Source organism: Haemophilus sp. UMB1048 (assembly GCF_030218125.1).
GTDB lineage: Bacteria > Pseudomonadota > Gammaproteobacteria > Enterobacterales > Pasteurellaceae > Haemophilus_D.
In genome coordinates this window covers 117,740-129,761 of sequence record NZ_JASOPB010000006.1, presented here as the reverse complement: position 1 = coordinate 129,761, position 12,022 = coordinate 117,740, and the positions used below count along the sequence as shown (strand labels likewise).

Genomic DNA, 12,022 nt, shown 5'->3' with positions numbered 1-12,022 from the left:
GGGCGTATTCGATACGCCCCTACAATATTAACGCGAAAACTTATCCTGCGAAACTTGCAAACCATCCTAAGTTTGCGCCTACTTGTGCCACAATATTTAACACACCGAATAAGATCACAAAACCAATCATAAAATTACCGCCATACACTTTATAAGTCGCATTTGGGAATTTTTGGCGACTGGCTTTAGCAAGCAGTGCTGGCACGATTGCAGCCCAAATTGTTGCAGCTAATCCAGCATAACCAATGGCAATCACGAAACCATAAGGGAATTGTAAACTTAACAATAGTGGAGGTAAGAATGTTACCAATGTGGTTTTTGTTCTGCCTAATACGCTGTCATCAAATTTAAATAAATCGGCAATATAATCAAATAAACCTAACGTTACCCCTAAGAATGAGGTTGCAATAGCCATATAAGCAAAGAAATTCAATACAACCGCAATGTATTCCACTTCAATATATTTGTGTAATGCTTCTAATAATGCCGATACATCGCCGCCTTTTTCAATCACGGGTGCAAATTCTGTACGTGGTAAATTACCTTGCACCGCAAGCTGCCATAAGATGTAAATCACTAAGGCTAAGCCTGTACCAATAAAGATCGATTTCATTACACGACTACCATCGCGATCGTAATATTTTACGAGGCTTGGCACATTTCCGTGGAAACCGAAAGACACTAAACAAACAGGAAGTGCGGTCAATAAGTAAGGTAAATAAGTTTGCTCACCTTCTGCAACAGTATTGAATAACACTTCTGTTTTTACAGAGCTCAATAAACCTGCGGTAGAAAGGAAGAAAGCGACTACCATTCCAACAATCAATACCGTCGTGAAACGGTCTACAGCTTTAGTGGAAAGCCACACGAAAGCCGCAAGAATAAAACAGAAAATTAAGGATCCAGAAGTACGTCCAATATCGACCGCACTTTCAGCAGAACCAAAAGCTTGGTTAAGCAAGTTTTGTGTAATACCACCGCCTGAAGTGATGTAGGCATAAGTCAAAATATACAACACAAAAGCAACTGAAAGACCATTGATAATATTCCAGCCTTTACCTAACAAATCTTTTACGATGGTGTCAAAGCTTGAGCCGGTAGGATAATGTAAGTTGGCTTCTAAGATCATCAAACCTGATGTGGTCATACAGAACCAAGTGTAAACCAAAGCAAGAATAGAGCCGATAAACCATACGCCAGCCGTTGAGGTTGGGTTTGCAAGCATACCTGCACCAATCGCGGTACCTGCAATAATCATGGCGCCGCCTAATAAAGAAGGAGATTTTTTTATTGTCATAGTAAAGTCCTAGAATATAATTTTGCACTATTATAATAGTACAAAATCAAAAGGCAATCTTTTTATATCGACAACAATAAAGAAATTTATATAATATTGATATTTTAACCAAAAAGGGCTTAATTATGAAAAAACAAATTAAAAGCTTTGCTTTCGCCGCGTTAGCGGGTGTCGTATTAACTTCCTGTGCTGATTCTGCCTCTATCAATCAACAGGCTGCAAGTAGCTATACCCAAGAAATGGGTAATATGCGTGCACATGGTGTAATTGATACTTCATCAAAAACTGCAAAACGTGTTCATGCAGTGTTTAATAAAATGGTGCCTTATGCAGACCAAGCGAATGAAACTGGACAACAATTTAACTGGCAAATCAATGTCATTAAATCAAAAGAACTGAATGCTTGGGCAATGCCAGGCGGTAAAATGGCATTCTACACAGGTTTAGTGGATACCTTACAGTTAAACGATAATGAAATTGCTGTTGTAATGGGTCACGAAATGGCACACGCTTTAAAAGAACACGGTAAAGCAAAAGTGAATTTTGGTATGGCTACTAATATTGCAGCAAGTTTAGGTCATGCCGCCCTTTCTACTGTTATTGGCTCAAGCGCAAGTGAATTAGCAGTAGGTTTAACCAAAGACTTTGCTTTAGATAAACCTTACTCTCGTAGCGCAGAAACTGAAGCGGATGAAGTTGGATTAATGCTAATGGCTCGCTCAGGTTACAATCCTCAAGTCGCACCAGGTTTATGGCAAAAAATGGCAAAAGCCTCTGGTGGTTCTAAAGGTGCACTTGATGTGTTAGCTTCTACTCACCCGAGTGATGAGTCCCGTCAAGAAAACTTACAACGCTTATTACCTGAAGCGATGGAACTTTACAAAGCTGCTAAAAATAAAAATGGCTAAATAAAACAGTCAAAAAATTGACCGCACTTTCATAAATAAAAAGCGAACATCATGTTCGCTTTTTTAATCTCTAAAAGAAAACCGCACTTGAAAAATCAAAGTGCGGTTTGTTTTTTTATAGTATTTTCAATTAATGTTGTTCGTTAATGTGACCTTCGATTGGTTTCACATTTTCATCAAACACTGGTAACGGTTTGTGTTCGCTTGCAATGTAAGAATAAATTACTGGCAACACGAACAAGGTAAACAATGTACCGATTGCCAAACCTGCCACGATAACGATACCAATACTAAAACGAGATACCGCACCCGCACCTGTTGCATAAAGCAACGGTACAAGACCTGCAATCATCGCAGCGGTAGTCATCAAAATTGGACGTAAACGTACTTTAGCCGCTTCAGTGATCGCTTCAATACGCGTTTTACCGTGGTTTAACTGCTCTTCTTTCGCTACTTCACACATCAAAATACCGTGTTTCGTAATAAGACCAACCAGGGTAATCAAACCCACTTGTGAGTAGATATTGAGTGTCGTTCCAGCAATCCCTACAAATCCAAAGGCATTTAAGGCTAATAACGCACCACTTACAGCTAACGGCACAGAAATCATAATCACGATTGGATCGCGAATTGATTCAAACTGAATTGCCAAGACTAAGAAAATAATCACTACCGCAAGTAAGAACGTTACAGCAAGCGCATTACCTTCTTGTACTAACTGACGCGCTTCACTTTTAAAGTCATAGTTATAACCCTGTGGTAAAGTATTTTTCGCATTGTCCTGTAACCATTGGATCGCATCACCAATTGAAGTACCTGGCATCGGTACAGCACTAATCACCGCAGAGTTTAACTGGCTGAAACGAGGCAATGTACTTGGTTGTGGTTCCAATGTAGCCGTCACCAAGCTGCTTAATGGAACAGAGGTACCATTTGCTGCGGTGATGTAATACTTATTAAAACTTTCCGGAGATAAACGATTGTCACGTTTTACTTGGGAAATAATTTTGTAAGCTCGACCATCAATATCCACACGTTCAATGGTTGCGGCAGATAAGAAGCTGCCTAACGTACGGCTGATTTGTTGCATTGTAATGCCATAAGTTCCTGCTTTTTCACGATCGATCTTAATACGCATTTGAGCAGTATCAAATTTAAGATCGAGATTGGTATAAACGAACTTGCTGGATTTTTGCATATCCTCTAAGAATTTACCCGCCACATTTGCTAAATCACCGTAGTCTTGTGATGTGCTGATCACAAAACCAATTGGAGGACCTTGCTCCCCTGTATTAATTTCTGGGAACGCAAAGCCTTGTACAGACACTTCAGGAATAGATTTCGCTTTTTCATTCAGCTCATTCATGATAGCTGTTTGGCTTTTTGAGCGTTCTTTCCAATCTTTTAAAGTTACAACGTTTAAAGATTGGTTAGAGCTTGGTGCCCCTGAAATCGTCATCGCAAACTGTACTTCTGGCGTATTGGTTAAAATCTCTTGATAAGGTGTCATCGCATTTTGCACGTAATCTATGTTTACGTTAGAAGGTGCAGAACCGACCGCTATAAATGCGCCCTTATCTTCTGTAGGTGTTAATTCACTTGAAAGTGATTTAAACAACACTGGTAAGGTTGCAAAAATGATTGCTGCAAACATCAACATACATTTACGGTTTACCATCACCAAATCAAGTACATACGCATAAGCTGCATTCACTTTACTAAGGGTATGCTCTACTCGTTGTTCCAATTTACTTGGAGCCTCATTGGATTTTAGCAATTTACTGGTCATCATTGGTGAAAGCGTTAATGCTACGATACCGGAAATAAATACTGCTCCAGCAAGGGTTAAAGCAAACTCTTTAAACAACGTACCCGTAATACCGCCCATTAACGCCATTGGAGAATATACCGCAATCAAGGCTATAGTCATGGAAATAACCGGAACGGCAATTTCACGCGTACCAATAATCGCCGCACGGAATGGTGTTTCACCTAACTTAATGTGGCGGTCTACGTTTTCCAATACCACAATCGCATCATCCACCACCAAACCAATGGCTAGAACCAATGCCAGCAAAGTCATCAAGTTAATAGAGAAATCAAATGATTGAAGCAACATAATTACCCCGATTAATGAAATCGGAATGGTGATAACCGGGATTAAAATCGCACGGAATGAACCAATAAACATGGTAATCACCACCAACACGATCAGCGTTGCCTCAACAATCGTTTTGATTACTTCATTAATGGAGTTATTAATCGCAATTGTACGGTCATATAAGATGTCAGATTCAATAGCATCCGGCAGATTATTTTTAATACTGTCATATAGCGGACGCACTTTCGCAGCTACCGTTAATGGGTTTGCTGACGAAGTTGGATTAATCGCTAATACAACGGAATCTGCGCCATTCGCTACCGCACGTGAGCTATCGCTTGATTTATTTAATTCAATATCAGCGATATCGCGTAAACGTACTAACTTATCACCGTTTGATGTCACAATTAAGTTGCTTAATTCTTCAACCGATTTTGTCGTAGTTTCTACTTTGTTTTTATAGGTCACAAAATAGCCATTATCATTACCTGCTGCTGTTTGAACGTTATTCGCCGATAATGCTGACATCACCTGTGTTGCCGAAAGGTTTTGAGCCGCCATTTTTTCTGGGTCTAACCAAACACGAAGTGCGTACTCCGAAGCACCAAAGATCTGTACACTCGCCACACCTTCTACGGTAAAGAATTGTGGTTTCACTACGCGTTGAATATAGTCAGTCACTTGGCTTGCATCAAGTTTGTTAGAACGGAAACTAATATACATAATCCCCGAACCACCGGTTGATGAAGAAATCGTTGGATCTTCAATACCACTTGGTAATTCAGAACGAACTGAGTTAACTTTAGCTAAAACATCTGCCAAGGCCGCATTCGGATCCGTATTTAATTTCATTTTTACGGTGACAGTTGACGTACTTGGGCTAGAGCTTGAAGACATATAGTCCACATTATCTGCTTGCGCTACCGCCTCTTCAATTTTGGAAGTAACAAACGCTTGAATTAAGTTCGCATCCGCCCCTGGATATGCAGTGGTCACCGTAATCACCGTCGTAGTCATTTTCGGATATTCGCGCACAGCCAATTTCGAGATCGCTTGTAAACCTAAAATAATGATTAACAAGCTAATCGAAACCGCCAAAACAGGACGACGAATAAATATATCGGTAAATTTCATTCGCTTTTCCTAATTAAAGATTCGTTTTATTCGCAGGTTGTTCAGTACCTACGCCCGCTTTATCTGCAACAGAGACTAATGCACCGTTACTTAAGTTTTGCTGACCGCCGGTCACAATTTTATCGCCGACTTTAACTTCATCGCCTTTTAATTGTGCATAAATACCTTGACGATCTTTCGTAAATACAGTGATTGATTTTGCACGGTACATATTCGCCGCTTTTTCTGCTCCGCCTAATTTCTCAATATCTTCATCGGAAAGTGCGGTCAAAATATAAAGCGATTCGCCATACATGTTGTAGCTCACTGCCACTTGTGGCACAACGATTTGATTATGCTCAGTTGGTAAAGCAACATTTAAGCGAGTAAACATACCGGATAATAATTTTGCTCCATCTTCTGGTTCAAACGTTGCTTGAACATCGACTAAACCCGTTGAAGAATTAATTGCTGGCTCAATTGCTGTAACCTTCGCGGCAAAAGTTTCACCTTTACGCGCATCTGCCGTAGCCGTTACTTTTTGACCAATATGCAATTTATCTAATAGGTTTTGAGCAATCGCAAAATCCACTTTCATAGAAGAACGATCTTCCACACGCACAATTTCAGTACCGTTTGAAACGTACTGACCAGCATTCACTTTCACGATACCGGCTTTACCATCAAATGGTGCCACGATTTGGCGACGTTCAATTGCCGCTTTTAATGACTCAATATTTGCCGCTTGTGCTTCATAAGCTGCTTTTGCATTATCTAATTCTTGACGAGAAACAGCCCCGCTGCCCGCAAGGTTTGCATAACGTTGATAAGTTTGACGCAATGACACCACCTGAGCTTGTGCGGCTTGTAAGCTTGCACGCTCAACCGAGCTATCTAACTCAACTAACAAATCACCCTTTTTCACGCTTTGGCCATTTTGCACGAGCACTTTAGACACGGTTCCAGCGCTTTGTGCACTTAACATCGCCCCTTGATTTGGACGAACAAGACCTGTTGTTTCAATGATCGGCGTCCATTCTGAAGCCTTAACTGTCATTGCGGTAACAGGAGAAGCTGTTTCAGGTTTATTTGCTAAGAAATCAGCAATACCTTTTGCTTTCATATGATTAAGAAAAATCATTGCAGCAAAAATTAACACAAATACGCCTAACGCTAATTTCAAAAAGAAAACGTGTGAGCGCTTTGGTCTATTAGTTTGAGTTATACTCATTTGGAAAACTCCATTAAGACAATAAAATGACTACTTCTGAATTGCACGCCAAGAGCGTTCAATGACAGATTCTAACATCGCATCGGTTACTACCGTACCGAGATATTTAATATCTGAGGCTAAAACCATTGCGGTTTTAAGACTCAGCAAAAATAACAGATGAGGATCTAAATCAGCTAACACATTTGCTGCTTGTCCCTTTATACAAAACTGATCCCAACACGAATGCTCCATTTCTTTGCAGGTTTCAATAAACTCTGGCAAAGATCGATATTGATTCATGTTTAACAGAATCGTTGGATTTTCTTGCAGAAAATGCCAAATATTCCACCACATTTTTCTGTATTGCTCGAAAAAAGATTGGTTTTCATCAAAACCTTCTTCAATCGCCACAACAAACTTATTGAACACTCGACGAGCAAATTGTGCTAATAACTCGTCTTTACTCTTAAAATAAAGGTAAATCGTGCCAGCTGCGATGCCTGCTTCCTTGGCTAACTTATGCATAGAAAGATAATGTAATCCTTCTTTTGCCATAAGACGATCTGTTGCATCAAAGATCTGCTCGCTGACATCAAGCTTCGTTTTAGAGGCTTTTACTTGTCGCATAATAAAAAATTAAATTCTTAGGGTTATATATGAGAAAGGTCATTTAAGATGAACATCAAAAATGAATGAACGTTCATTTTATTGATTTTTCGTTTTTTGGCAAGTGAAAATATAAAAAAAGTGCGGTTATTTTTAACCGCACTTTTAAATTCTGAATTACATTCCAATCACAACGCAACTCGCCACTGATTTTGCTTTATCTTGTGCTGCTGTTGCTGCATCTCGACTACCAAATGGTCCTACACGTACGCGGTTCCATTCTTCACTTGTCGCAATTTGTGCATTTACGCCAGCCATCGCTAGACGACCTTGTAAGCTTTCTGCTTGCGCACGATTTTTAAATGCACCACATTGTAAACCAAATTTTTTGCCGCCAGCCTGTACTTGCTGTTCAGCAGGTTTCGGTTCTGCTTTTTTCGGTTGCTCAGTTTTAGCAGGTTCCGTTTTAGCTGGTTCCGCCTTCACTACTTCTACTTTTTTCGGAGGTTCAGGCTTTTTAACTGGCTCTGTTTTTTTAACTGGCTCAGGCTTTTTCACTTCCGTTTTTGCTGTTTGCTGTGGCTGTGTTGGCTGAGCTTGCACTGTCTGTGCTGGTTGAACTTGCTGTGCTTGAGCCGCGGCTTTTTCTGCATTCGCCGCTTCTTGCTCTTTACGTTGAGCTTCTAATTTTTTCGCTTCTTCTGCCGCCTTTTGTTCTTTTTCCATTTGAATAAGCACTTGACGCTGTTCTTCCGTCAAACGCATATTTTTTTCAACTGAAGAAGGATTATTATCCACCGGTACCGTACGAGTTTCTAATTCTTTAATATAGTGCCACACCTCTTCTGGGCGATTTGGTAACACACTTTTCGGTTGTGGTTTTTCCGGCTGAACATTTGTCGTCACTACTGGTGCTGGTGTTTTACTTTTTAAGAAGTAAAGACCTAACCCAAAACCTAATACCGCCACCAACGCAAGAACAATTAAGGTATTGCGATTAAAACTTTTCTTTGCTTTCTTTTTATTATTTTTTGAGCCGCTTCGACCGGCAAAATCTCGATGAGCCACGATAAAATCCTAAAATATTCGATAAATTAAACTTAGAGTATAAAAAACGCCTAATTCTACTGAAAAACTGTGCATTTTTCTAGGGAATTTTTGCTAACTCAAATCCAATGGATCCACGTCTAAAATCAACCGCACTTGAGAAGACTTTATCAGCTCTGGCGAATATCGACTTAATGCCGCCTGTAATTGTTTCCGAGAAGCGTGCTGTAATAGCAACTGCCAACGATATTGCCCCGCTTTTTTGCTAAACGGTGCGGGAATCGGCCCCAACACTTGCAAGCCTTCTATTTTTTGTTCATAGAAGAAAGACGCTAATTGCGACAATGCATTTTCCGCCTCTTCAGAATGACGACATTGTGCTTTAAACAACGCTTGGAAACTAAACGGAGGCAAGCCCATATTATGGCGTAGCTTTAAGGTTTCTTCTGCAAAGGCTTGGTAACCCTTTTCAAGCAAGGTAGTTAATAACGGATGATCCGGATAATGTGTCTGCAAAACCACTTCACCCTGTTTTTCGGCTCTGCCTGAGCGCCCTGCCACTTGTACATAAAGCTGCGCCAAACGTTCTTCGGCTCTGAAATCAAGGGAAAACAAGGCATTATCCACATTCACTAAAGCAACCAAAGTGACATTCGGAAAATGGTGTCCTTTGGCTAACATTTGGGTGCCAATTAAAATCTGACTTTTACCTTGCTGAATATCCTCTAAATAACCTTCAAGCTTGCCTTTTAGTGCTGTACTATCACGATCGATACGAGCAATATTATATTGCGGGAAACGTGCTTTTAGGGTTTCCTCCAGTTGTTCTGTACCTAAACCCGTTGTGACTAAATGCGTTGAACCACAATGCCCACACTGCATTGGCACTGTTTTTTGCGCACCACAATGATGGCAGCGTAAAACACGCTGGTGTTGGTGATAGGTATAAGGTTTTTCGCAATGATGACACTCATCAATCCAACCACATTCATGGCATAACAACACAGGGGCAAATCCACGTCGATTAAGGAATAACAACACTTGGTTGCCTTTTTCTAAGTGTTCTTGCATACGTTTCAATAGCGGCTCGGATAAGCCGTTTTGAATTCGTTGATGTTTTAAATCAATCACAAACTGGCGAAGTGCGGTCGCATTTCCAGCCCTTTTTGATAGCACCAAATGATGATATTTACCATTTTGTACGTTATTCACACTTTCCAAACTTGGGGTGGCAGAACCTAACAAAATAGGAATATTGAGTTTTTGCGCTAAAACAATACCTAAATCTCTCGCATGATAACGCCAACCATCTTGCTGTTTAAACGAGCCGTCATGTTCTTCATCTAAAATGATTAAGCCAAGATCTGAAAACTGGGTGAAAAGCGCCGATCTCGTGCCAATTACGATTGCACTCTGTCCTGTTCTTGCTCGCTCCCAGACATTTAAGCGCTGTGTATCATTCAAGTTGGAATGCAATACATCAATTTCTACATTAAAGCGAGCTTGGAACCGTCTCACGGTCTGAGGGGTAAGCCCAATTTCAGGAACAAGCACTAAAACCTGTTTGCCTTTCTTTAAGACTTCTTCAATGTATTGCAGGTAAATTTCAGTTTTACCTGAACCGGTCACGCCCTCTAACAACCACACATTAAAGCCTTCTTGGAAAAGCAACTGGCTAAATGCAAGGGCTTGTTGCTTGTTTAAGGTCAATCGATTATCAAGATTAACTAAAGAATTATCCCCTAAAGCTTGCTGCCAACTTTTTTGTTCAGTAGGCACAATAATCTCTTCCACATAATCTTTGCCTTTAAGCGCTGACCAAATTGCGGAACTGCTCTCATTGTTACCTTTTTCTAGATCTTGCGTCAGCAATAAATTTAAGGCTTCAATTTGTTTTTTTGCGCGTTTTAATTCGCCTGATTCTAATGCTTGTTTTCCAAGGTCCGTAATACGCCAAAAAGTGCGGTCATTTTTAACCGCACTTTCTCCATTACGAAGTTTGACTGGCAACGCTTGAAACAACACATCGCCTAAGGCTGCGCGATAATAATTAGCCGACCAAGCTAACCAATCCCAAGTTGTGGAATTAAAAAGTGATTCAACATCAAGCACATCAATAATCGGTTTTAACTTTTCTTTTGCTACATCCGAAGAGGCTGGCAAATCCACCACAATCCCGACTCGTTTTTGCGAACCAAAAGGCACCAACACGCGTCCACCTACGATTGGCGTCAAGTCTGGCGAATAGAGATAATCAAAAAATCGGGGAAGCGGTACGGCTAATGCAACTCGGACAATATTCATAACAAAAAACAATTAAAAATTTTCGCTATTATACGGGAATTAGGTGGAAAAATCCCACAACCTTGCCTTTTAGTGTATAATCGCCGCCAATTTTAATTGAGCGAATAAAAACCATGACAGAAGAGCAAAAAACCTTTGCTGATCAAAAACGTAAAACCGTTGAAACGGCTGAATTTACCGAAGATGGTCGTTATAAACGTAAAGTTCGTAGTTTTGTGTTGCGGACGGGTCGCTTAAGTGATTTTCAAAAAAATATGATGAACGATCACTGGGCTGATCTTGGATTAGATTATCAAAACGCTCCTTTTGATTTTGCCACGATTTATGGCAATACGAATCCCGTTATATTAGAAATTGGCTTCGGAATGGGGAAATCTTTAGTGGATATGGCAGAAGCAAATCCTGATAAAAATTATCTCGGTATTGAAGTGCATACACCTGGTGTGGGTGCCTGTATTGCTTATGCGGTAGAAAAAGGCGTGAAAAACCTTCGCGTGATTTGCCATGATGCCACTGAAATTTTACGTGATTGTGTGAAAGACGGCGAATTGGGCGGTTTACAGCTTTTCTTCCCAGACCCTTGGCATAAAACAAAACATCATAAACGCCGTATTGTTCAACCACACTTTGTAGAGCAAATCGTCCAAAAATTACAACCCAATGGCTTTATTCATATGGCTACGGACTGGGAGAACTATGCGGAACAAATGCTCGAGGTTCTTTCAGCTAATGAAAATTTAGTCAATACTGCCGAACAAGATTATATTCCACGTCCTGATTTCCGCCCTCTTACAAAATTTGAGGCGCGCGGTCATCGCTTAGGTCACGGTGTGTGGGATTTATACTTTAAGAAAAAATAATCATCGAGATGATGACTATACCCATTACCTTAACATAGGAGAACATTGAAAATGAAAACTCGTAATCAACGTCAACGTAAAAAACTTCACTTAGCTGAATTCCAAGAATTAGGCTTTTTAGTGAATTGGCAATTTGCTGAAGGAACCAGCATCGAAACTATCGATGAAACCGTTGATCGTTTTATTGCTGAAGTGATTCAACCAAACGGCTTAGCTTATGAAGGTAGCGGCTATTTACATTGGGAAGGCTTAGTTTGCTTAGAGAAAATCGGCAAATGTGATGAAAGCCATCGCCAATTAGTACAAAAATGGTTAGAAGAGAATAAATTGCAACAAATCGAAATCAGTGAATTATTCGATATTTGGTGGGATTACCCAACAAAAAACGCATAATATTTTAAGCATACTTCAGGGCGGATTATCCGCCCTATTTAATAATCATTTTCACTTATATTTTAACAATTTATTTACATCCCTAATTTCCTTTCAAAATATCCTTGATCTACCTCAATAAAAGTGTATATTTCTTAAAAATTACTCCTTTTAGGTAGTTACTATTTTGTTATCGGAGCT

The 12,022-nt window shown here is 40.0% G+C and carries 9 protein-coding genes; 3 read left to right on the top strand and 6 right to left on the bottom strand.

Annotation, left to right across the window (positions count from 1 at the left end):
* Window positions 1-40: 40 nt before the first annotated feature.
* Entirely contained in the window at window positions 41-1,297 is a 1,257-nt protein-coding gene (gene mtr, locus QP437_RS07050) for a tryptophan permease (protein ID WP_197547452.1), read from the bottom strand.
* A gap of 125 nt (window positions 1,298-1,422) precedes the next feature.
* On the opposite strand from mtr, the gene QP437_RS07045 reads away from it, so the two are divergent.
* Window positions 1,423-2,205: a M48 family metallopeptidase gene (locus QP437_RS07045; protein WP_285267399.1), complete on the top strand. Its 783-nt coding sequence runs from the start codon at window positions 1,423-1,425 to the stop codon at window positions 2,203-2,205.
* Window positions 2,206-2,335: 130 nt separating this feature from the next.
* Here QP437_RS07045 and QP437_RS07040 read toward each other — a convergent pair whose 3' ends face one another.
* From QP437_RS07040 to priA, 5 genes are all read right to left on the bottom strand, one after another.
* On the bottom strand, window positions 2,336-5,440 hold the full coding sequence (locus QP437_RS07040; protein ID WP_285267398.1) for an efflux RND transporter permease subunit: 3,105 nt from the start codon (window positions 5,438-5,440) through the stop codon (window positions 2,336-2,338).
* Window positions 5,441-5,453: 13 nt separating this feature from the next.
* A complete protein-coding gene (locus QP437_RS07035; RefSeq protein ID WP_285267397.1) occupies window positions 5,454-6,650 on the bottom strand; it encodes an efflux RND transporter periplasmic adaptor subunit in 1,197 nt (398 codons plus the stop codon).
* Window positions 6,651-6,680: 30 nt separating this feature from the next.
* Window positions 6,681-7,259: a TetR/AcrR family transcriptional regulator gene (locus tag QP437_RS07030; RefSeq protein WP_285267396.1), complete on the bottom strand. Its 579-nt coding sequence runs from the start codon at window positions 7,257-7,259 to the stop codon at window positions 6,681-6,683.
* Between the two features lie 156 nt (window positions 7,260-7,415).
* Window positions 7,416-8,306 (bottom strand): cell division protein FtsN, encoded by an 891-nt coding sequence (gene ftsN / locus QP437_RS07025; RefSeq protein WP_285267395.1) that lies wholly within the window; start codon window positions 8,304-8,306, stop codon window positions 7,416-7,418.
* A gap of 93 nt (window positions 8,307-8,399) precedes the next feature.
* Complete coding sequence (priA, locus tag QP437_RS07020; protein ID WP_285267394.1) at window positions 8,400-10,589, bottom strand: primosomal protein N'; 2,190 nt, start codon at window positions 10,587-10,589, stop codon at window positions 8,400-8,402.
* Between the two features lie 113 nt (window positions 10,590-10,702).
* On the opposite strand from priA, the gene trmB reads away from it, so the two are divergent.
* Together trmB and QP437_RS07010 are read left to right on the top strand one after the other, a co-directional pair.
* Window positions 10,703-11,449: a tRNA (guanosine(46)-N7)-methyltransferase TrmB gene (trmB, locus tag QP437_RS07015; protein WP_285267393.1), complete on the top strand. Its 747-nt coding sequence runs from the start codon at window positions 10,703-10,705 to the stop codon at window positions 11,447-11,449.
* A gap of 51 nt (window positions 11,450-11,500) precedes the next feature.
* A complete protein-coding gene (locus QP437_RS07010) occupies window positions 11,501-11,842 on the top strand; it encodes a YggL family protein (RefSeq protein ID WP_005696799.1) in 342 nt (113 codons plus the stop codon).
* Window positions 11,843-12,022 lie beyond the last annotated feature (180 nt).

What these genes read in the sequence shown, in the direction of transcription:
- QP437_RS07045 (WP_285267399.1), top strand. Translation starts at nt 1,423, where the DNA reads ATGAAAAAACAAATTAAAAGCTTTGCTTTCGCCGCGTTAGCGGGTGTC.
- QP437_RS07030 (WP_285267396.1), bottom strand. Translation starts at nt 7,259, where the DNA reads ATGCGACAAGTAAAAGCCTCTAAAACGAAGCTTGATGTCAGCGAGCAG.
- priA (WP_285267394.1), bottom strand. Translation starts at nt 10,589, where the DNA reads ATGAATATTGTCCGAGTTGCATTAGCCGTACCGCTTCCCCGATTTTTT.
- QP437_RS07035 (WP_285267397.1), bottom strand. Translation starts at nt 6,650, where the DNA reads ATGAGTATAACTCAAACTAATAGACCAAAGCGCTCACACGTTTTCTTT.
- QP437_RS07040 (WP_285267398.1), bottom strand. Translation starts at nt 5,440, where the DNA reads ATGAAATTTACCGATATATTTATTCGTCGTCCTGTTTTGGCGGTTTCG.
- QP437_RS07010 (WP_005696799.1), top strand. Translation starts at nt 11,501, where the DNA reads ATGAAAACTCGTAATCAACGTCAACGTAAAAAACTTCACTTAGCTGAA.
- trmB (WP_285267393.1), top strand. Translation starts at nt 10,703, where the DNA reads ATGACAGAAGAGCAAAAAACCTTTGCTGATCAAAAACGTAAAACCGTT.
- mtr (WP_197547452.1), bottom strand. Translation starts at nt 1,297, where the DNA reads ATGACAATAAAAAAATCTCCTTCTTTATTAGGCGGCGCCATGATTATT.